Source organism: Kribbella polygonati, from assembly GCF_050320105.1.
GTDB lineage: Bacteria > Actinomycetota > Actinomycetes > Propionibacteriales > Kribbellaceae > Kribbella.
The window spans coordinates 3,947,343-3,968,864 of the sequence record NZ_CP190129.1; the positions used below are offsets into that span (position 1 = coordinate 3,947,343).

Here is a 21,522-nt window from a genome sequence, read left to right on the forward strand (position 1 = left end):
CTGCCGGTCCGGCGTTCTAGTGCCGAGCGACGGCCAAGCTGTCGCGGCACTTGGTGTACGCCGCGAGCTCCTCGCGCGCCGGCGCCACAACGTGGCTGTCGGCAACCTTCTCCAGCTCCTCGCGCAACGCCTTCGACACCTGCCGGGAGCGCCGCAACGCCCCGTTGGTGGCGAAGACCCTGCAGAGGAAGGCGAGCGCCAGCCCGAGGACGGCACCACCGACCAGCATGATCCAGGCGTACGGGACGCCGTTCAGCTCCGGCAGCGGCGGATCGTTCAGGTGCGCGATTCGCGTTACCAGCAAGGCGATCAGCCACGCGGCGCCGCCGAGCGTCACCAGGAACAGCAGCCACTGGACGATCCGGGCGACGTTCCACCAGCCCGGGGTGCTGGACACGCCGAGGTCGGTCCGCGCGACCGCCTGGTCGAGCTCGTCACCGAGCGATTCCTCGCGCCGGCGGATCGCCGTCCGGACCGAGTCCGCCCACGGCCGCGACAGACCTTCGGCGGCCTTGTTCGTGATCGTGCGCACTGCGGCGTCCATCCGGGCCCGCTGCACCGGCGTTGCCGCAGGCAACGAAGAGCGCGCGATCGCGACCTCGCTGGACGCCGACTTCCGCAACGCCTTGCCCTGCTCGCGAGACACCTGGTCGCCGTGCAGCCGCCGCAACGGGTCCGGCCGGAACCGCCCGGCCCACTTCGTCAACGGCCACCCGGTCGCCGCACGGGCCCGCTGCAGGTACGAGCGCCGTACGGCGTCCGACACCACCGTCAGCCCGCTCGCGTCCGACAACGACTCGACGAGCTCGGTGACGTCGGCCGCGGCGATCTCCGGAGTCTTCGCATTGCCGGACTGACTCGCCATCCGGTCCGACACCCGGTCGACGTCGGCGGCGAGCCGCTCGCGCGCGGAGCGCTTGTTGCTGACCCGCTTGACCAGCAACGAGCGAATCTCTTCCAGCCCGTCCCCGCTGACCGCCGAGGTGGCAACGATCGTCGGCGACTTCAGCCCGTCGGACTTGATCAGCTTGTCGAGGTCTTCGAGGCAGCTCTTGCGCTGCTCCGGCGTCAGCTTGTCGATGTGGTTCAGCGCGAACACCATCACCCCGGAATGCGAGGCGAACGGTTTGATGTACCGGTTGTGCAGCGCCGCGTCGGCGTACTTCTGCGGGTCCACCACCCAGATCAGCAGGTCGACCAGTTCGACCAGGCGGTCCACGATCAGCCGGTGCTCGACCTCGGTCGAGTCGTGGTCGGGGAGGTCCAGCAGGACCAGGCCGTCCAGGTCCTCGGAGTGCGCCTCCTCGAGCGAGCTGCGGTGCTGCACCTGGTGCCGGCGCGGAATGCCCAGCCAGCTCAGGACCTCACCGGCCGGTTCGTCACCCCACACACAGGCGAGCGGCATCGAGCTGGTCGGCCGGCGCGTGCCGATCGCGGCCAGGTCGAGCCCGGTCAGCGCGTTGAACAGCGACGACTTCCCGGACCCGGTCGCACCGGCCAGCGCGACCACCGTCAGGTCACCGGACATCCGCAGCCGTTGTCCGGCACGGTCGACGATCTGCCCGGCCTCGGTGAGCACCACCGGGTCCAGCCGGCCGTCACCGGCCTTCGCGGCTGCCTCGAGCGCGTCGATCTTCTTCAGGACATCGGTCTCCGCCCGGGCGGGCGTCTCGACCGTATCCACTGTTTCCGTCACGTGCAGTCCTCCACCGCGCGCGCGGCCTCGGTCAGTTGCCTGGCCGTCTCGGCGTCGACCGGATGCTGGTCAAGGACAGCCAGATAGCGGGCGAATTCGGCATCCATCAGGGCATGAACCTTACCGTCAAGGTCCTCGCGTGCCTTCTCCACCATGCCCTGAACCGCCTTGTCGCCGAAAACTGCCTCCAGCAACCGCTGCCCCACGACCGCGCTCCCGACGCCGGCGCTCGTCTGAGCACCCTTCGGGATGCCGGCCGCACTGGCGAACATGACCACCATCAGCGAAAGGCCGAGCCCGTTGACGCCGTACTCCAGGATCTTCGCCGTCGACTTCTTGTCCGCGCCTTCCTTGCGGACCAGGTCGAGTACGAACGCCTGCCACTCGCGCACCGTCCGGTTCGCCGCGGCCGGGAACTGCTCCGACAACGTCCCGAGCGACGGGACCACATCGTTGCCATCAGCACCGGCCTTCGACGCGGACTTCCCACCTGCTGCGTTCTCGGCATCGGCAGCCGCGAGCAGTTGGCGCCCTGGCGCAGTGCCCTGCCAGACCTTCTCCGCCCGCTCCGCCGCAGCAGCCGCGTGCTCACTCAGCAACGACTCCAGACCGGACTGGATCGCGTCGCTGACATCGCGCGTCTCGGCCGGCTTGTTCCCCAGCGAGCTCTTCAGCCGATCGCGCAACCGTCCGCCGTTGGACTGCAGTCCCTTCAGCAGCTCACCGGTCCCGACGAACTGCTGCCACCGCGCGAGCACCTCGCCACGCAGCAGCGTCCCGTCCTGGCTCGCCTTAGCGATGTCCTTGACGCCCTGGTCGTACGCCGTCTCCACGGAGGACCGCAGCTCGAGCGCAGTCTCGGCCTGCGCCTTGACCGCGGCCGCGAACGGCGGCGTTCGCTTCACCATCGCGCTGACCGCACCTTGCAGGGTCCGTCGTACGACACCCGCCCGCGCCTCGGCGTCGGCCGCCAGGTCGATCAGCCAGTCCTTGATCCCGGCAACGGTCGCCTGCGGCAACATCCCGTTGCCATCGACAACCGTCTCCTGGATCGAGAACAGCGGCGAGTCACCCAGCCCGCGCTCGAGCAGCATCTGCGCGAGGTGCCCGGTGATGTCGTCGATCGTCTCGCTCGGCGCCCGGTCCAGCACCACGGCAACCGCCGTACTGCGGTCCGACGCGCTCTGCAGGAACTCCCACGGGACCGCGTCGGAGTACCGCGCCGCCGTCGTCACGAACAGCCAGAGGTCCGCCGCCGCGAGCAGCTGCGTCGCGAGATCACGGTTCGCCTCGACCACGGAGTCGATGTCCGGCGCGTCCAGAATCGCCAGCCCGCGCGGCACACTCTCGGCCGCCACCAGCCGCAACTGTCCCGCGTCCTCCATGCCACCGGGCTCCTCGGCAGCGGTCCGCGCCATCCCCGGCAGTACCCGATCCCCGACGAACCAGTCCGCATCCGCCGGGTGATGAATCAACACCGGCGACCGCGTAGTCGGCCGCAACACACCCGGCTCGCTGACAACCTTGCCGATCACCGTGTTCACCAGCGTCGACTTGCCGGCCCCCGTAGACCCACCAACCACCGCAAGAATCGGAGCTTCCAACTGCACCAGCCGAGGCAACAAGTAGTCGTCCAACTGGTCCAACATGGCCTTCTGCTGCTGCCGAGCCTCATCAGCCCCCACCACCTCAAGCGGCAGTTGACTCCCCGCCAACACCCCCCGCAACTTCATCAAGGCAGTAATCAAAGCCATAGCAGCCTGCTCAGCCGCCAACTTCCCAGCCAACTCCTCCGCAGTCAGCTCCCGCCCATCCCCACCTTCAGCCGCTTCCCCACCGTCGGACGCACCCGCATCCTGAGCCGCGCCCGCACCGCCAGCCGCCTCGGAACCGCCGGAGGCATCCCCGCCCACAGCCGCGTCCCCACCCTCAGACGCAGCACCGTCCCCAGACCCAGCACCTTCGTCGCACCCAGCAGCCTCGTCGGACTCGGCCCCATCCTCGGACCTCGGGCTTTCCTCAGCCGCAGGTCCGTCCTGGGCCGCAGAGCCATCAGAGTCACCATCCGCAGCACCCGCATCTGCCCCGGCATCGCCCTCAGCAGCGCTTTCCCCACCAGACGCTGCCACAGCACCACCGTCTACCGCGGAACCGTCAGCGTCCCCCTCGGAGACCTCACCAGAGCCGCCACCCGTTCCGCCAGCACCATCCGTACGACTCTCCGAGCGGGACCTACTCGCCTCGGTACCAGCAGACCCATCACCAACGCCATCAGCATCCGCACCATCCGACGTACCGTCCGCCGTCCCACCCTCGGCGCGTCCAGCATCCCCGTCAGCCGTCGACCCGTCGGAGGACTCCGACGCAGCCCCCGAGGCGTCGTCCACATCCTCACCATCAACCGCGCCAACCGATTCGAGCGCTCCACCACCGGAAGAGCCCTCAGCCCCAGCATCATCAGCCGATTCGACGACCTCCGACCCAGACACCTCGGCCCGCGACCCGCCCACACCAGCTTCGGCTGCACCGCCCACGTCAGCCGCACCGCCCACGTCAGGCACACCGCCCACCTCGGCCGCACCGCCCACGTCAGGCACACCGCCCACCTCGGCCGCACCGCCCACGTCAGCCGCACCGTCGACCGCGTGGGCCTCAGCCGCGGGAGTCGCATCCCCGGCCGAGCCTGCCGCGGCCTGTCCGCCGTCTACACGTTCACCCGCAGCGGTCACGCCCTCGCCCGTTCCAGCTCCGGCGTCGGACGCCCCATCACCTGCAGGGTCGAGCCCCGGTGCATCCGTCCCGGCGTCCGGCTCGCCCGCGTCGTCCGAGCCAGACGCGGCTTGGCTGTCCGCGCTGGCGTCAGCGTCCTCGACATCCGCCGGAGCTTGTGCGGTCGGGTCTGCGGTGCCAGGGGCGGTCTCGGCGTCGACGGCAGCAGCTGCCCCGTCCTGCGCATCCGCCGGAGCGGGTTCGACGACGTCGGAAGCCTCGATCTCCGCGCCGGACGTGGCGGCGTCGTCCGAGCCGGACGCGTTGGCCGTAGTGTCGTCCGAGCTGGACGCACTGGCCGTGCTGACGTCGGCGTTGCCGTCATCCGCCGGACCGTGCGCAGTCGGGTCCGCGGCGCCAGGGCCAACTACCTCGGCCTCAGGCTCGGATCCAGGCTCAGCCGGGCCCGGACTGGAGGACGTGTCCTTCGGCAGCCCCACGATGATGTCGCCGTACTCGAGCGGGAACCCGTCCGCCGACTCGTCTGGCTCGTACACAACGCCCACCGATGGACGGGACGGGGTGTCGCGCGGCGTCGCAGGTACGGCGTTCCCGTCCACCGCGGGGTCCGCGCCACCACCGGCCGTCGATGTGCTGGTTGAGGCATCACCGTTCGGCGTACCCGTCGTACGGGCGCCTGCCGAGCCATCCGCCGGGCCATTCGTGCCGCCACTCGCCGTCCCCGCGGTCACCTCACCGCTTGAGGCGTCGGCCTGGGAGGTGGTGGCCGCAGCTCCTTCGGCTGGTGAGTCGGTGGAGTCGGCAGACATGTCTGCGGTGGAACTGGCTGCGTCCCCAGTCGCACGGCCGTCAGCCGCGGCGGTAGCCCGGGCGGTGTCCCCTGCGTCGGACTCCGGCTGGCGGACCGGATCGACATCGGTTCCAGAGGTCGCCGGGGAGGATGCGCTGCCGTCGACCGTGCCAACTGCCGTCGTTGCCCCCTCCACCGTCGAGTCGGAGGATGCAGGTGAAGCGGCGGCGCTGGGCGCGTCCGAGTCAGCCGCCGGGTTGGCGGTGTCGGTCACGGCCGAGGTGCCTGGCGTCGAGTCATCGCTGGACACGGAGGTCTCGCCCGACACCGGCCCGCTCGACGCTGTAGCTCCGCCGGCACCAACTGCGCCGCCGGTCGCGGAGGCGGAGGTCCCGCCCGACGCGGCGCTGTCGGCCGATGTGGTTCCGTCACGTGACGCGGACGCGTCGCTCGCCGCGGTGCCGTCACCGGACGCAGATGGTCCGCTCGACGCCGAGCCGTCTCCAGGCACGGCGGTCCCGCCTGACGCGGCGGTGTCGCCCGATGTGGTTCCGTCACCGGACGCGTCGCTCGCCGCGGTGCGGTCTCCAGGCACGCGGGCCCCGCCCGACGGGGCGGTGACTCCCAACGCGGAGGCGTCGCCCGACGCGGCGGTCCCGCCCGAAGCCGAGGCCTCGCCCGACGTAGTGCCGTCACCAGACGCGGAAGTCCCGCCTGAGTTCGCGGGGTCTCCAGGCGCGGGGGTACCGCCGGACGGCGGGGCGCTGGCGGACGGCGGGGTGTCGGTAGGGGTGGGGGTGTCAGTGGAGGTTGGCGCGTTGTCCGCGGGGGTTTCGTCTGTGGCGGGGTCCGTCGGGGAGGGGGTTGCCGGGGGCGGGGTGGTTTCGGGGGGTGTGGGGTCGGGGGTGCGTTTGCGGCGGCGGCGCCAGAAGCCGCGGGGTTTGGGGGTGGACTGGGCGATCAGGTTCGCCAGCTCCTGGGCAGGCTGATCCTGGTTCGGAACCCGCGGTTCCGAACCTTCACCTGCTGCTGACCTGGTGTCAGCCACGACGTCCACCCACGAGCACAGAGTGCCCGGTCGGACAGCGCAGAAGCAAAGTCATCGTCATCCCCGTTTGGCGGCGTGGACGGGTGGCAGTCACTGCGGTGGTGGGTACGGACCGTATCCTCCCGGCGGTCCTTGTTGGCCGGGGGGTCCCAGCGGGTATCCGGGCTGCCCGGCTTCCTGGCCGGATTGCCCGGCCGAATACCCCGAACGCTCGGGGGGAACCACGTCCTGCGGACGCGCCTGCTCCCCCTCCGAAGCCCCCGGCGTGGGGGCGCCCGGTACGGGGGCGCCCGGTACGGGGGCGCCCGGTACGGGGGCGTCCGGTACGGGGGCGCCCGGTACGGCGCCGTCCGACACCGGCGACCGTCCTGTCGGCGAGCCTGGCAGCAGCTGGCCGTCCGGTCCCGACAGTGCATCGGATGCACCCGCGCCGCCCGTACCGGCGGGGCTGATCGCGTCCGACGCCGTGGGGTAGACCGGCGCCGTGGGGTCGAGGGGTGCGCCTGGGGCGACCGGCCCGCCAGAGCCCAGCAAGCCGCTCGGCCCGAGCGGGGTGCCGGGACCCATCGGCCCACCCGGTCCCATCGCAGCCCCCGGACTCATCGGCCCATCCGGACCCGTGGCAACGCCCGGCTCCATCGCGGCACCAGGACCTGTCGGGCCGACCGGACCCATCGAGGCGCCAGGGCCCATCGGAACAGCCGGTCCCATCGGAGCATCCGGTCCCATCGGCCCATCCGGACCCATCGGCCCACCCGGTCCCGTCGGAACGCCCGGCCCCATCGCGGCACCAGGGCCTGTCGGGCCGACCGGACCCATCGAGGCGCCGGGACCCATCGAGGCCCCAGGACCCATCGAGGCGCCAGGACCCATCGGAGCACCCGGACCCATCGGCCCATCCGGACCTGTGGGAACGCCCGGCCCCATTGGGGCACCAGGACCAGTCGGGCCGACCGGTCGCATCGCAGCGCCCGGGCCCATCGGGGCGCCCGGGCCCATTGGGGCGCCTGGGCCTATGGGGGTGGTGGCGTAGGTGGGGGCGGCTTGGGCGAAGGCGGGCATGGGGGGGAACGGGACGCTCGGGCGGCGTTGGCGGAGTTCGTCGAGGAGGGACTTCTCGGTTTCGAGGGCGTCGGGGCCGATGACCTGGCGGACGATCTTGTCGCGCAGGTACGCCAGCTCGGTCGCGTTGTGCTGGAAGGCCTTCGCGGCGGCCTCCGCCTGCGGGCCGTACCGGCGGGCGTTCTGCCGGAGCGCCTTGCGGCCGCGGAGGGTCGCGATCAGTGGTACGTCCTGCGGTATCAGCCACCCGAACCGCACGTAGTCGTACAGCCTCGACGCAATCATCTGCCCCTCCCGTGATCGCATCACCAGCGCGAACACCACCAGGCAGATGAACAGCGGCACCATCAGGCACAGGTACGCGAGGATGAAGCCGCCGCCACCGGCCCAGCTCGCGGACGCGTTCCACGAGGCGTGCGCCAGTACGGCGGCCAGGTACCCGACGACCGGTGCGAGGAAACGGACGACGGTACTTCGGTGCCGTACCGCGACGCCGATCCCGATCGCGGTGAACGACGTGAAGAGTGGATGCGCGAACGGCGAGATCACGCCGCGGACGATGAACAGCGCGAACGCGCCCTTGAGGCCCGCGTCGCTGCCGGCCTCCTCGGAGAGCGTGTTGAAGACGCGGCCGTAGTACAGGATGTTCTCGGTGAAGGCGAAGCCGACGCCGACCATCCCGGCGTACACCAGGCCGTCGATGATGCCGTCGAACTCCTTGCGGCGCAGCAGCGCCAGCAGCAGGATCACGGAGCCCTTCGCGAACTCCTCGACCGGCGGAGCGACGAAGACCGCGGACCGGTCGCCGCCGACGCCGGTCTCGGCCAGCCGGTGCGACACCTCGGTGTTGATGAAGATCGCGACCAGCGTCGCGATGAAGGCACCCCAGCAGAGCGCGAAGACGATGTACCTGGTCGGCTCGGGCTCGTACCGGTCCAGCCAGAGGTAGAGCGCGATCACCGGGATCACCGGTACGAACGCGAACACCAGGCCCCAGGTGAAGCCACCCGCGCCGGTCGACTTGGCCACCACGCCGAAGATCACCAGGCCGGCGATCGCGAACAGCACCGCGATCACGATGCCGATCAGCACCCCCCGGTTCCGCCGCTGCCCGGGGACCGGGTGGTTCCCGAGCGCGGTGGGCTGCGGATAGGGGCCGCCGGGCGCGTACGCCGACCCAGCCGCGGGTTGCGGCGCGCCGGACGGGCCTGGTGAGGGGTAACTCATGCACCGCAGCCTAGTTGGGGTCCAGATCCATCGGCAGGACCACCCACTCAGCGTTACCGGGATGGAACGACATCCCTGTACTTCGGCGCCGCGCCGGAGCACCGTGATCGGTAACCCGGAGGCGGGATCGCCCGGGTATCTGAGAGACTCTTCCCTGCCGTACGCCCCCGTAGCTCAGCTGGATAGAGCGACAGACTTCTAATCTGTGGGTCGCAGGTTCGAATCCTGCCGGGGGCGCCTGGTAAATCCGCAGGTCGTGGGCCCGTTCCTGCCGCGATCCGCCGCAGTCGACTCGGGGAATCAGTCCGGCATGGCTATTTCGATTGCTCGAGGTCGGTACGCATCTTGACCAGGAGCGCGGCGAGTTCCGGCTCAGTCATGTCGGCTGCCGTCAGTACGCCGTAGGTGCTCCGGTCTTCCCAGGCGCAATTGAGGCCGGTAGTGGTGGCGCAGCGCACTTCACCGCCGAGGTCCCCGGCCGGGTACTCGGTCGGCCTGGCCTGTTCCCCGCTGCTTTCGGCCATGCCGGCGAAGAGATCCGTGATGGCCTGCTCAGGGTCGGAAATATGCTGCTCGCCGCCCATGAAGAGCACGAAGGCGTCGCCGCCCTTGGGGTGCGCATACCCGCCGTACTGGAAGTCAAGTCCCTTCTTGGCCGCCGCTTCTCGCCGCTGTTCCAGGGCCGCGGTGACCTCGGGCGCCAGCTGGACGCGGGGCGCTCCACCAGCCGTCTCGGCGATCTCGATCCGGCGGTCGGGCTCCGCGCTGACCGCCTGCACCAGGTTCGAGAGCCGGCCGAGCACGACCAGTCCGCCGATAGCGATGCACACGATCGCGACCTGCTTGGCTCGACTCTTCGGCTTCTGCACACCGGATGCGTGGGGCGCACCGGCAAACCCGTGCTGCATGGCGTCTGGTCCGACGGCAACGCCCGAGCTTGGCGATGGCATGGCATTCAGTTGCGCGGCCCTGTCGCGCCGGAGGATACGCAGCAGCGCTATCAGGCCTCCGATCAGCAGGACCGACCCCAACGCGACCGGAACAGCGGCGCCGATCTTGTAGGCCGTGCTGTCTGCTGACACCAAGGCGATGGCGCTGGCGATGCTCGGGACCACGGAACCCACCTCCGGACCAGGCGCTCCCGGCGCGGTCCGGTCGCCCGCGCATGGTAGTGACTCCGATTCGGAGTGTCCAACACGCCAGAGGCCGCCACCTCTGCCGCGGTTGTGACTGCAATCACATGCTAGGGTCGAGGCGTGGAGATCGAGGTCGACAGAATCTAGCCGCCGGACTGCCGGTGGCCTTGACCTCTCTCTTTGGTCCGCCCTTCGTGGGCGTTTGCCCGGGCATGTCCGGATCGCGTCGATCCGTCTCCCGGGTCGCCTGTGCGCGACCCGATTCCCCGAAAGCAGACCCACGCATGTCTTCCAAGTCCGCAATCACCCTTCGCAACCTGACCTTCGAATGGCCGGACGGCGCCGTGGCGCTGGCCGGCGTGACCGGCACGATCAACGCCGGGCGTACCGGTCTGATCGGCCGCAACGGCGCCGGCAAGTCGACGCTGCTCCGGCTGATCGCCGGCGTACTGCGGCCGACGGCCGGCCAGATCGACACCGCCGGCGAGGTCGGGTACCTGCCGCAGACGCTGACGTTGCGCCAGGACGCCACGGTCGCCGAACTGCTCGGGATCGACGCGATCGTCGCGGCGATCCGCGCGATCGAGGCGGGCGACGCCGACGAGCGGCACTTCGAGACGATCGGCGACGACTGGGACATCGAGGCCCGGGCCGCGGAGGCGCTCGACCAGCTCGGGTTCTCGGCGGCCGACCTCGACCGGCGGGTGGCGGAGGTGTCCGGCGGCGAGGCGATGCTGATCGCGATCACCGGGCTGCGCGTCCGCCGTACGCCGATCACGTTGCTCGACGAGCCGACGAACAACCTCGACCGGCCGACGCGCGCCAAGCTGGCCGAGTTCGTGGACAAGTGGCCCGGGACGCTCGTCGTCGTCAGCCACGACCTCGAACTGCTCGAGCACTTGGAGAACACCACCGAGCTGTACGCCGGGACTCTCGACACGTGCGGCGGTCCGTACAGCGCCTGGAAGGAACACCGAGAGCAGGAGCAGGCCGCCGCGGTCCAGGCCGCCCGTAGCGCGCAGCAGACGCTCAAGGTCGAGAAACGGCAGCGGGTGGAGGCAGAGACCAAGCTGGCGCGCCGCGAGCGTACTGCGAAGAAGACACAGCAGCAGGGTGGTATCCCGAAGATCCTGGCGGGTAACCGTGCCAGTAAGGCGCAAGCCTCAGCCGGTGCGATGCGTTCCACACTCGACGACAAGGTGCAGGCCGCGCAGGCGGCTGTCGACGCGGCAGACGCCCGCGTACGGCAGGACGAGCACATCCACCTTGTACTGCCGGACCCCGACGTACCGCGAGGACGCCGGATCGCTGAGCTGTACGACGAGGACCGCACGATCGTGCTGCAAGGTCCGGAGCGCGTGGCACTCGTGGGAGCGAACGGCAGCGGCAAGTCGACGCTGATCAACCAACTGGTCCGTGGAGCCGAGGCAACGCCTGGAAGGCCACACGGGCGGCTGCTGACCGATCTGGTCGGGTACCTCCCGCAGCGGCTCGACGGGCTCGACGACAGCGCCAGTGCGATGGCCAACGTGCAAGCGGTCGCTCCTGGCCTGTCGACGGGCACCATTCGCAATCAGCTGGCCCGGCTGCTCCTAAGGGGTGACAGTCCGGACAGGCCGGTGCACACGCTCTCCGGTGGCGAGCGTTTCCGGGTATCGCTCGCACGGCTGCTGCTGGCCGAGCCGCCTGCACAGCTACTGGTGCTGGACGAGCCCACCAACAACCTGGACATCGCCAGCGTCGAGCAGCTCGCAGAAGCGCTCGATGCGTACCGCGGCGCGCTCCTCGTGGTCAGCCACGACAACGCGTTCCTGGAACGCATCCGCGTCGACACGGTCCTGGAGCTGAACAGCAGGGGCCGGCTCTCAGGGAGTTACTAGCGACTTCTCAGCCCGTTCTCGGGGCGAGACCCGGCCGTCGGTCGTCTTACCTGTACTCGTGGGAAGGACGGACACGTGCATACAGGAACCGTCGAAGGAGTACGGGAGCTGCGCTACGCAGTGGACGCGGTCGTCGTACTCGCAGGCATCCCCGGCGCAGGCAAGAGCACGTTCCTGCGCCGGGTGTTCGCCGGAAGCCCCGTACGTGTCTACGACTCCGCGCACCTCCGCGAGCGCTGGATGCCCGTTCTCGGAGCACTCCCGTACGCGCTGTGGCGTCCCCTGGTGCACCTCATGTACTACGTGACGCTGCTGCGCTCCATGCGCCGCGGCCACGGCCCGATGGTGATCCATGACTGCGCCACCCGCCCGTGGGCGCGCCGCCTGATCGGATGGCGCGCGCGGCGTGCGGGTCTACCGCTGCACCTGATCCTCCTCGACGTACCAGGTGACGTAGCCCGCTCCGGGCAGTGGGCGCGCGGACGCGTCGTACGCAGAAGAAGTATGGAGACGCACTGCCGACGATGGCCGGACCTGGTGGCGACGGCCCGGAGCGACCCAGGCAGCGTCGTACCGGGGGCCGTGTCGGCGCTCGTCCTGACGCGAGGCGAGGCGAACCGGGTGCAGCACGTCAGGTTCGCCTGAGGCCTGGGTTGCGGACACCGCCGCGCGGGAACATTCCTGGTGTCCAGGCCGTCGTCGGAGCGGTCGCCGCCTCCCTGTACGCCGTCCCGGCGCAGGCCAAGGCACCGTCTCCGCGAAGGACCTCTCGTCGCTGCAACGCGACGGTGTCCAGGTCAATCGGAGCAACGGCGTCTTCAGACCGCTCCTGGCAGCCGGAGACGCGATCTACGGCGGGCAGTACCGCTGCTCGCTCGGCTTCAACGTCCAGAAGGCCGGGAGCTACTACTTCCTGACCGCGGGCCACGGCGGCAAGGTCACGGCGCTCAACGTCACCGTCCGGTACTCCAGCGGAGGCAAGGTCGGCGGGCTCATCCAGACCACGGTGTGTGCCGAGCCCGGTGACTCCGGAGGCCCGCTGTACGACGGTTCGAGGGCGCTCGGGTTGACGTCGGGCGGCAGTGGTGACTGCACCACGGGCGGTACGACGTTCTTCCAGCCCGTCACCGAAGCCGCGTCGGCGTACGGCGTGACGGTCTACTGATCGAAAACTGTCGGCGGCGCCTGATTGAGTGATTCCTCTCGATGGGGAGGAGTCAGGGATGAAGGTTCGGGTCGGGCGTGAGGTGCTGGCCGAGGCGGTCGGATGGGTGGCCCGTGGGCTGCCGAGCCGGCCGAGTGTGCCGATTCTCGCCGGGATGGTGGTCGACGCGGCGGACGGTCAGGTGACGCTGTCCGGGTTCGACTACGAGAGTTCGGCGCAGGTCAGCGTGCCGGCGGAGGTGGCCGACGAGGGACGGGCGCTGGTGTCCGGGCGGTTGCTGTCGGACATCTGCAAGAGCATGCCGCGCGACACGGTCGAGCTGACCGCGGAGACCGCGCGGGTCCAGGTGAGCAGCGGGGCCGCCCGGTTCGTCCTCCATACCCTCCCGCTCGACGAGTACCCGCCGCTCCCGGAGATCCCGGCGGCGAGCGGGCTGGTCGACGGCGACGTGTTCCAGCGCGCGGTGGCGCAGGTGATCAGCGCGGCCGGGCGGGACGACACGCTGCCGGTGTTCACCGGCATCCGGCTGGAGATCCGCGGGTCGACGGTCTCGCTGCTCGCCACCGACAGGTACCGGCTGGCCGTCCGGAGCTTCGAGTGGCAACCCGTCGACGCCGGCATCGAGGCGAACGCGCTCGTCCCGGCCAAGCGGCTGCTGGACATCGCGAAGGCGATGGCCGGTCACGAGGTCACGCTCGCGCTCGGTTCGACCCGCACAGGGGACGGGTTGATCGGGTTCGAGGGTGGCGGCCGGCACGCGACGAGCCGGCTGATCGACGGCGAGTTCCCGAAGGTCCGCGGCCTGATCCCGGCCGCGACCGCGATCACGTCGACGGTGACCGTCCAGACCGCGGCGCTGGTCGAGGTGGTGAAACGGGTGGCGCTGGTCGCCGAGCGGTCGGCGCCGGTCCGGCTGACGTTCGCGGACGGTACGGCGACGCTCGACGCCGGCAACGGCGAGGAGGCGCAAGCGTCGGAGTCCGTGGAGGTCTCGCTCACCGGCGACCCGGTGGTGACCGGGTTCAACGCCGGCTACCTGCTCGACGGCCTGTCCTCACTCGGTACGCCGGTCGCGCACTTCGCCTTCACCCAGCCGATCAAGCCGGCCAACCTGACCGGCCTGCAGTCCCCCGACGACGCGCCGACCGCCGACTCAGCGTACATCCTGATGCCGATGCGCCTGCCGACCTGATGTCAAACTGCCGCCACCGGCTCCGACCGAAGGGCAACGAGTCGAGGAGGAGCAGATGGAGTTCGAGCAGCACTGCGCACTGATCGTCGAGCAGGCCGAGTTGCTGGGCGCACACCTGACCACAGGCAAGGACCTCGGCCAGGCGGTGCCGTCCTGCCCCGGGTGGAACGTCGGTCAGCTGGTCCGGCACGTCGGCGGGGCGCACCGTGAGGCGACGGTGGTCGCGCGGACCGGTGTGGCACCGCCGGAGGACGAGTTCCGCGACCCGACGCACTGGTACGCCGACCCGGCCGACCGTACCGCCGACGCGGTCGACGAGCTCGCCGGGTGGATCGTCGACGGCGCGCGCGAGCTCGCCGACGCCCTCGCGCAGGCCGGTCCCGACGTACGGATCGAGATGCCGGTCGACGATCCGACCACCCGGTTCACCGCGCGGCGGATGACGCACGAGACCGTGATGCACCGCGCCGACGCGGCGCTGGCGCTCGGGATCCCCTACGAGCTGGCGCCGGACGTGGCAGCGGACGGGATCGACGAATGGATGGAGCTCGGCGCGCTGCCGTTCCATTTCGAGGTGCATCCGTGGATGCGTGAGCTCCTCGGCCCGGGGCGGACGCTGAAGTTCGCCGCGCCGGAGCAGGCGTGGGTCGTCGACCTGACCGGCGACGTGATCCGTTGGCGGCACAGCGACGAGCCGGCCGCGGTCACGGTCCGCGGCCCGGTCACCAACCTCCTGCTACACCTGTACAAACGCAGTACCGGCAAGACCGTCGCGGAGGGCGACACCGCCTTGCTCGACTACTACCTGGAGCGCGTCAGCTTTGGATGAGGAAGTGATCGCCCGGTACCTCGCGCGGCGGGACCCGGTCGAGCGGCCGGACCTCGTGGTGCTGATGGGCTCCGCCGTCATCGAGTCGGTCGAGGTCGCGGCCGAGGCCTGCCGCCGGTACGACGTCCCCGTCCTGGTCAGCGGCGGGATCGGGCACTCGACGCGGTACCTCGACGAGGCGGTACGGCGACGTGGGCTCGACGTCGCGACGGGACGGCCGGAGGCGCACGTGTTCCGGGACCTGCTCATCAGGTCCGGCGTCGACCGGGTGACCGTCGAGGACCGGTCCACCAACTGCGGCGAGAACGCCGAGTTCACCCGCCGCCTGATCGACACCCCGCAGACGTTGCTCCTGATCCAGGACCCGACGATGCAACGCCGTACGCATGCCTGCTTCGTCCGCTCGTTCGCCGACCTCCCGGGGACGACGCTGCTCAGCCACGCCCCGCTGATCCCGTGGATCGGCCCCGATCACGTCGGCGCCGGTCCGGGCGCTCCGGAAATCTGGTCGCGTGACCGCTTCCGGTCGCTGCTCGTCGGCGAGATCCACCGCCTGTCGCCCGACGGCTACGGACCCGACGGCCGGAACTTCATCGACCGCGTCGAGATCCCGCCCGAGGTCCTTGCCGCGTACAACCGTCTCCTCGCCGGGAACGTCATCCGGAGGTAGCACGACCGGATCGTTCTCAGGGCTGACGATCGGCGCTGAGTGCGTCGGCAGACTTCGGCTGTGGATTCCAGAGCGGGCAGGCTTCACGAGGTCGATCTGCTGCGCATCTGCGCGGCGGTGTCGGTGATGGCGTACCACTACCTGTTCTCGGCGTACGCCGGCGGGCTGAGCGGTCTGCACTTCCCGCACGTCGATGTGGTCGCGCGGTACGGGTACCTGGGCGTCGACCTGTTCTTCACGATCAGCGGCTTCGTCGTACTGCTCAGCGCGTGGAACCGGAGCCCGCGGTCGTTCGTGGTGTCGCGGGCGGTCCGGCTGTACCCGGCGTACTGGGTCGCCGTCACGCTCACCACGCTCGTGTCGGTCGGCTTCAGCCAAGGGCGGTTCCCGGTCTCGGTGCCGCAGTACCTGGCGAATCTCACCATGCTCAACTCGCTGCCGAACATCCAGAACGTCGACGTCGTCTACTGGACGTTGTGGGCCGAGCTCCGGTTCTACGCGATGATCCTGGTGCTGACCTGGCTCGGGATCACCGCGCGCCGGGTGACGGCGTTCTGCTGGGCGTGGCTGGCGGCGACCTTCGTGTTCGAGGCCGGGCTGTTGCCGCACGCCACCGATCTGGTGCTGAACACGCAGTTCGCGCACTACTTCATCGCCGGGATGGCGCTCTGCCTGATCCACCGGTACGGTCCGGCGCCGCAGACGGTGGCGATCGTCGCGATCTCGCTCGGCAACGCGGTCTACCGCGGCATCGGATTCGCGGACCGGGTCGGGATCCGGTACCACACCGAGATCCACCGGCCGATCGTGGTCGCGATCATCGTGGCGATCTTCGCGATCATGCTCGCGGTCGCGCTCAGGCTCACGCACCGCCTGGGCCGGCCGTGGTTCGCGGTGCTCGGCGCGCTCACGTACCCGCTCTATCTGGTGCATGCGCACATCGGCTTCATCATCTTCGAGGGCCTCGGCGACCAGATGAACCACGTCCTCCTGGTCGCCGCCACGATGCTGCTCATGGTCGGTGTTGCGGCCGTCCTGCACTACGGCGTGGAACGGCCGCTTGCACCGCGTCTGAAGCGCCTACTGACCAGACCGGCTCAGCTGGTGCCGAAGTAGTCCGCCAGCACTGCTGCCAGCGTCTCCGGCGGCACGGTGTGGAACGTACCGTCACGGCCTTCCGCTGTGCCTTGAGGCAGCGCGGCAGCGGTCTCTCGCACAGACCGCTGCAACCACTCCGGGCTGGCGTTGCTGTAGAGCCCTAGCGTCGGTACCTCGATCGACGCGAGCAGTTCGACCGGTACGGCGCTGTCGCGCATCTGCAGCCCGTCGTACACCAGTGTGGGCGCCATAGCCTCCAACCCGGCCCACATGGGTGTCTGGCGGATCTGTTCGACCATCTCGCGCGGCTGACCGACCGCTTCCACCATGAACAGCTCAGCCGCACCTCCTGGGTTCCCAGCAGCCACGTACTCCTCCAGGCGCTCTACGTACCGCTCGGGCTCCGGAGGCGCGCCGTCGACGCGGAACGGTGGTTCTACGACCGCTTGCTTCTCGAACGGTAGCCCTGCCTGCAGCAGCACCATGCTCCCCGAAGAGAACGCACACGCGTACTGAGCACCAGAAGCCGACCGTACGGCGTCCAGGTCCTCCCACTCGCACTCCACGGCGTACGGCGCGGTGTCACCGGAGTCACCGCGACCACGGCGGTCGTACGCGATCACCGTGAACGTGGACGACAGTGCCTCGGCGTACTCGGCGAAGTACGCGCGCCCCGTGAAGGCACCGGCGACCAGCACCAGCCCGGGCCCGCTACCGGTCACGTCGTACGCGATCTCGGTGCCGTCCTTCGAAACGACCTTCTCCATCAGCTAGCTCCTCTCTCTGACAGAACGTCGGACGAGGAGTCGCGATCACGACATGCTGTGATCCAGTTCACACCATTGCCGGGACGATCCCGGTTCATTACAGTTGGATTATGTATACGGGCGACTGCACACCGCATCCGGAGCGCTGATGCTGCTCCGCCAACTGGAGTACCTCGTCGCCCTCGCCCGGGAGAAGCACTTCGCCCGGGCCGCGGACGCCTGTTACGTCTCACAGCCGTCACTGTCCGCCGCGATCCGCAAGCTCGAGCAGGAGCTGGACGTGCCGATCGTACGGCGCGGCCGCCGGTTCGAGGGGCTGACGCCGGAGGGCGAACGGGTGCTGCTCTGGGCGCAGCGGATCCTCGCCGAGCAGGACGCGCTCCGGCACGAGCTGTCGATGTTGCGCGGCGGCCTGACCGGCACGCTCCGGCTCGGCGCGATCCCGACCGCGATGCCGGTCGTCTCGCTGCTCACCACCCCGTTCTGCGAGCGGCACCCGAACGCGCGGGTCACGCTGGAGTCGCTGTCGTCGCGCGACATCACCCACAAGCTGGCCGAGTTCGACCTGGACGTCGCGATGACGTACCTCGATGACGACACGCTCGGCCAGGTCCGCAAGACCCCGCTGTACGAGGAGCGGTACCTGCTGCTGACGCCGAAGCACACCGACCTCGCCGACCTACCGGTCGCGACCTGGGCGCAGGTCGCGGAACTGCCGCTGTGCCTCCTCTCCCCCGACATGCGCAACCGCCGGATCATGAACGGGTACTTCACCGACGACGGCGCCACCGCGAACCCGTCGATCGAGAGCGACACCGTGTCGGGCCTCTACAGCCACCTGCACGGCAACCACTGGTCGACGGTGATCTCGCACGCGTGGCTGCACATGTTCGGCGTACCGGACGGGATGCGCGTCGTACCGCTCAAGCGGCCGGCGAACGGGCCGCGGGTCGGGCTGGTGATCGCCGCGCGCAGTCCCGAGCCCGTGCAGGCGCGGGCGTTGCTCGACGTCGCGCGGCAGGCCGGCGTACAGAAAGCCCTCGACGATCTGCTCGACGTACATCTGATGGGTTCCGGCTATCTCGCGATAGCGAGCAAGTCTTTGACCGCCGAAGGCTGACCCGGCGATGGTGGAAATCCCTTCAGAACAAGGAGATTCCCCATCATGGCGAAGATTGTGTGCGTGCTGTACGACGACCCGGCCGCCGGCTACCCGACGTCGTACGCGCGCGACGGCATCCCCACGATCGAGCGGTATCCGGACGGCCAGACCGCGCCGTCACCGCAGACCGTCGACTTCACGCCGGGCACGCTGCTCGGGAGCGTGTCCGGCGAACTCGGGCTGCGGAGCTTCCTGGAGAGCCAGGGGCACACACTCGTCGTCCTCTCCGACAAGGAGGCCGCGCTCGACCGCGAACTGCCCGACACCGATGTCGTGATCTCCCAGCCGTTCTGGCCGGCGTACCTCACCGCGGAGCGGATCGCGAAGGCACCGAAGCTCAAGCTCGCGATCACCGCCGGGATCGGCTCCGACCACGTCGACCTGGACGCAGCGATCGCGCACGGGGTCACGGTTGCCGAGGTCACCTATTCGAACAGCATCAGCGTCGCCGAGCACGTCGTGATGATGATCCTCGGCCTGGTCCGGAACTACCTGCCGTCCCACCAGGTCGTCCTCGACGGCGGCTGGAACATCGCGGACTGCGTGGCACGCTCGTACGACCTCGAAGGCATGCACGTCGGTGCGGTCGCGGCCGGACGGATCGGTACGGCGGTACTCCGGCGGCTGGCGCCGTTCGACGTACACCTGCACTACACCGACCGGCACCGGCTGCCGGAGTCGGTCGAGCGGGAGCTCGGGCTGACGTTCCACCCGAGCGCGGCCGACATGGCGCCGTACTGCGATGTCGTGACGATCAACGCTCCACTGCACCCGGAGACCGAGGGGCTGTTCGGGGACGAGCTGCTCGCGACGATGAAGCGCGGCGCGTACCTGATCAACACCGCACGGGCGAAGATTGCCGATCGGGACGCGATCGTGCGCGCACTGGAGAGCGGACAGCTGGCCGGGTACGCCGGTGACGTCTGGTACCCGCAGCCGGCGCCCGCGGACCACCCGTGGCGGAGCATGCCGCACCACGGGATGACGCCGCACATCTCCGGGTCGACGCTGTCCGCGCAGGCCCGGTACGCCGCGGGGACCCGGGAGATCCTCGAGGCATGGCTGAGCGGTACGCCGATCCGCGACGACTATCTGATCGTCGACAAGGGGCAGTTGGCCGGCGCCGGGGCGCACTCGTACTCGGCGAGGGTGTAAGCGGGATCACGTGAGACGTGGGCATAACCGGTGAGTACGGCTGGTTCAATGTATACAGAAGCCAGAATTCAAAGAGAGGTGGACATGATCTTCACGCGTAGGTTCGGGGCGCTGGCGGCGCGGCCGCGATTCCCGGATGCCCCGGAGTTGCGGGAGCTGGACAAGCCGGTGGACCTCGACGCGGAACTCGCCGCGTTGACCGGCGAGCCGGGTCGCGCCGCGCACGACGACGACCACCGGAACGCCGGCGAGTCGGCCGCCTGAGCCCCGGCGTACCGAATAGCTGTATGTCAGGTCATGGCACTTGGTAGACTGTCTACCAAGTGCCATCACTGTAGGACCGGAAGGGACCTCATGACGACGATCAGTGCGGGGCCAGGCGCGGGTGCGGAACCGGCGGGCGCGCGGCACGTCAAGCGGCCGCAGCCGTTGCGCGAGTCGGTGTACGAGGCCCTCACCGAGATGATCATCGACGGCACCCTGGAACGCGGCCGGCACCTCGTCGAGGTCGAGCTCGCCGAACTGCTGGGCGTCTCCCGCCAGCCGGTCCGCGAGGCCCTGCAGCGGCTGAACAACGAGGGCTGGGTGGACCTGCGCCCCGGGTTCGGCGCGATGGTGCACGTACCCGCCGAGGACGAGGTCGACCAGCTGCTCGCGGCCCGCGCCGCCCTCGAGTCCGAGTCCGCGCGCCTCGCCGCCCGGCACGCGTCCAAGGACGACGTCGCCAGGCTCCGCGACCTGTGCAAGGTCGGCACGGCGTACCAGGAGGCCGGCGACATCGACGGCACCGTCCGTACGAACGGCGAACTCCACAGCCTGATCACCGAGATGTCCGGCAACCGCTTCCTCGTCGACTTCGCCGCCCAGGTCGACCGCCGGGTCCGCTGGTACTACACGCCGCTCGCGCCGGTGCGCGGCGCCGCGTCCTGGCGCGAACACAACCGCCTCGTCAAAGCCATCAGCGAAGGCGACGAGGACAAAGCCGCCCAGATCATGCGCGAACACACCGAACACACCCGCAAGGCCTACCACGACCTCCAGTCCGCCACCCCCACCCCCGAGCCCACGACCCCTGCCCAGAAGCGCCGCCGCCGCACCTGACCCGCAGCCGCGCTTCGGCGTAGTACCCCGGACCGCCAGCCCATCACAATCGCGACACCTGCGCCGTCTCAGGCGGCGACATCCCCGCAGGCGCACATTGTGATGGCCTGGACGTCCACCCGACGCCGCTAGCTGACCTGTACTTCGTACCTGACGAGACACTCAGCGATCCGGAAGCCGTGGCGTAGGTAGAGCTCGTGGGCGCGCGTTGGGCTCTCGCCGTCGACGGTCAGGTGCAGGTGGAGTCCTCGGGAGCGGTGCAGCACAGTGCCAAGCAGCGCCGTGCAGACCCCATGCCCGCGCCAACTGACTCCGTCGTGGGGCATGTCGTCCGGGCCGCAGTACTCGAGCGGTGCCACCAGTTCGGGTTCGTGATCGGGCCAGCTGATTCCGTCGTGGGACATCGTCCAGACCGGGTAGGCGCGCTTGAAGCGCGCGTCCCGCACACTCTCGCCGGCAGGCAGCCCGATCTGCAGGACCTCCACCCCCGGAGTCGCCCTCGCCAGCCGAACCAATTGGTCGGCCGCTTCGTCATTACCTCCACGCACCCACCACGCGCCGTACCCACGCCGCCTCCCGTCCGCCGGCGGCAGAACCGCAACGGCGGCGTCGCCGGCCGCGCCGATGTCGACCCGCCAGCTCCGCAGAAAACCCGGCACCACATCAACGTCAACCCCTGCGAGCGCCGCGAGCGCCTCCGCATCCGCAGCAGTCGCAAGACGCCACCCGTTGCCCATACCCCGCACCATCCCACACCCGCAGGCAGCGCGGGACGGCTCAGCCTCTCAACCCACGCCGGCGCGATCACGCCCAC

17 protein-coding genes and 1 tRNA gene are annotated in these 21,522 nt (G+C 69.8%); 12 read left to right on the top strand and 6 right to left on the bottom strand.

Annotated elements, in window-relative coordinates; all coding sequences use genetic code 11:
- Positions 1 to 16 precede the first annotated feature (16 nt).
- The 3 genes from ACQHIV_RS18795 to ACQHIV_RS18805 form a co-directional block, all read right to left on the bottom strand.
- Entirely contained in the window at positions 17 to 1,696 is a 1,680-nt protein-coding gene (locus ACQHIV_RS18795) for a GTPase (RefSeq protein ID WP_427895982.1), read from the bottom strand.
- Entirely contained in the window at positions 1,693 to 3,345 is a 1,653-nt protein-coding gene (locus ACQHIV_RS18800) for an ABC transporter (RefSeq protein ID WP_427895983.1), read from the bottom strand. Before ACQHIV_RS18800 ends, ACQHIV_RS18795 begins: the two co-directional genes overlap by 4 nt.
- Positions 3,346 to 6,354: 3,009 nt before the next feature.
- Positions 6,355 to 8,553 (bottom strand): PrsW family glutamic-type intramembrane protease, encoded by a 2,199-nt coding sequence (locus ACQHIV_RS18805; protein WP_427895984.1) that lies wholly within the window; start codon positions 8,551 to 8,553, stop codon positions 6,355 to 6,357.
- A 163-nt stretch (positions 8,554 to 8,716) separates the two neighbouring features.
- On the opposite strand from ACQHIV_RS18805, the gene ACQHIV_RS18810 reads away from it, so the two are divergent.
- Positions 8,717 to 8,790: transfer RNA gene (locus ACQHIV_RS18810), tRNA-Arg, on the top strand.
- A gap of 77 nt (positions 8,791 to 8,867) precedes the next feature.
- Here the strand turns inward: ACQHIV_RS18810 and ACQHIV_RS18815 are convergent.
- Positions 8,868 to 9,668, bottom strand: a complete 801-nt coding sequence (locus tag ACQHIV_RS18815) for a hypothetical protein (protein WP_427895985.1) — start codon at positions 9,666 to 9,668, stop codon at positions 8,868 to 8,870.
- Between the two features lie 305 nt (positions 9,669 to 9,973).
- Here ACQHIV_RS18815 and ACQHIV_RS18820 point away from each other — a divergent pair, with 305 nt between their 5' ends.
- From ACQHIV_RS18820 to ACQHIV_RS18850, 7 genes are all read left to right on the top strand, one after another.
- Positions 9,974 to 11,569, top strand: a complete 1,596-nt coding sequence (locus tag ACQHIV_RS18820; RefSeq protein WP_427895986.1) for an ABC-F family ATP-binding cassette domain-containing protein — start codon at positions 9,974 to 9,976, stop codon at positions 11,567 to 11,569.
- Between the two features lie 75 nt (positions 11,570 to 11,644).
- The gene (locus ACQHIV_RS18825) at positions 11,645 to 12,214 is read left to right on the top strand and encodes an AAA family ATPase (RefSeq protein ID WP_427895987.1); all 570 of its coding nucleotides are present in this window, start codon (positions 11,645 to 11,647) and stop codon (positions 12,212 to 12,214) included.
- Between the two features lie 268 nt (positions 12,215 to 12,482).
- Positions 12,483 to 12,734: a trypsin-like serine protease gene (locus ACQHIV_RS18830; RefSeq protein WP_427896526.1), complete on the top strand. Its 252-nt coding sequence runs from the start codon at positions 12,483 to 12,485 to the stop codon at positions 12,732 to 12,734.
- 58 nt (positions 12,735 to 12,792) lie between these two features.
- Positions 12,793 to 13,926, top strand: coding sequence for a DNA polymerase III subunit beta (gene dnaN, locus ACQHIV_RS18835; protein ID WP_427895988.1), 1,134 nt, complete (start codon positions 12,793 to 12,795; stop codon positions 13,924 to 13,926).
- 55 nt (positions 13,927 to 13,981) lie between these two features.
- Complete coding sequence (locus tag ACQHIV_RS18840) at positions 13,982 to 14,755, top strand: maleylpyruvate isomerase family mycothiol-dependent enzyme (RefSeq protein ID WP_427895989.1); 774 nt, start codon at positions 13,982 to 13,984, stop codon at positions 14,753 to 14,755.
- The gene (locus tag ACQHIV_RS18845; protein ID WP_427895990.1) at positions 14,748 to 15,425 is read left to right on the top strand and encodes a YdcF family protein; all 678 of its coding nucleotides are present in this window, start codon (positions 14,748 to 14,750) and stop codon (positions 15,423 to 15,425) included. Before ACQHIV_RS18840 ends, ACQHIV_RS18845 begins: the two co-directional genes overlap by 8 nt.
- 60 nt (positions 15,426 to 15,485) lie before the next feature.
- Positions 15,486 to 16,541, top strand: coding sequence for an acyltransferase family protein (locus ACQHIV_RS18850; RefSeq protein WP_427895991.1), 1,056 nt, complete (start codon positions 15,486 to 15,488; stop codon positions 16,539 to 16,541).
- On the opposite strand, the gene ACQHIV_RS18855 is transcribed toward ACQHIV_RS18850, so the two are convergent.
- Positions 16,523 to 17,290 carry an alpha/beta fold hydrolase gene (locus tag ACQHIV_RS18855; protein ID WP_427895992.1) on the bottom strand — a complete coding sequence of 256 codons (768 nt, stop codon included), beginning with the start codon at positions 17,288 to 17,290 and terminating at the stop codon, positions 16,523 to 16,525. The two genes, ACQHIV_RS18850 and ACQHIV_RS18855, sit on opposite strands and share 19 nt — an antisense overlap.
- 148 nt (positions 17,291 to 17,438) lie before the next feature.
- Between ACQHIV_RS18855 and ACQHIV_RS18860 the strand changes: the two genes are divergently transcribed.
- The 4 genes from ACQHIV_RS18860 (at position 17,439) to ACQHIV_RS18875 (ending at position 20,708) form a co-directional block, all read left to right on the top strand.
- On the top strand, positions 17,439 to 18,410 hold the full coding sequence (locus ACQHIV_RS18860) for a LysR family transcriptional regulator (RefSeq protein ID WP_427895993.1): 972 nt from the start codon (positions 17,439 to 17,441) through the stop codon (positions 18,408 to 18,410).
- Between the two features lie 45 nt (positions 18,411 to 18,455).
- Positions 18,456 to 19,607: an NAD-dependent formate dehydrogenase gene (locus tag ACQHIV_RS18865; protein ID WP_427895994.1), complete on the top strand. Its 1,152-nt coding sequence runs from the start codon at positions 18,456 to 18,458 to the stop codon at positions 19,605 to 19,607.
- 84 nt (positions 19,608 to 19,691) lie between these two features.
- Positions 19,692 to 19,871, top strand: coding sequence for a hypothetical protein (locus tag ACQHIV_RS18870; RefSeq protein ID WP_427895995.1), 180 nt, complete (start codon positions 19,692 to 19,694; stop codon positions 19,869 to 19,871).
- A gap of 90 nt (positions 19,872 to 19,961) precedes the next feature.
- Entirely contained in the window at positions 19,962 to 20,708 is a 747-nt protein-coding gene (locus ACQHIV_RS18875) for a GntR family transcriptional regulator (RefSeq protein WP_427895996.1), read from the top strand.
- A gap of 128 nt (positions 20,709 to 20,836) precedes the next feature.
- Here ACQHIV_RS18875 and ACQHIV_RS18880 read toward each other — a convergent pair whose 3' ends face one another.
- Positions 20,837 to 21,367, bottom strand: coding sequence for a hypothetical protein (locus ACQHIV_RS18880; RefSeq protein ID WP_427895997.1), 531 nt, complete (start codon positions 21,365 to 21,367; stop codon positions 20,837 to 20,839).
- Positions 21,368 to 21,522 lie beyond the last annotated feature (155 nt).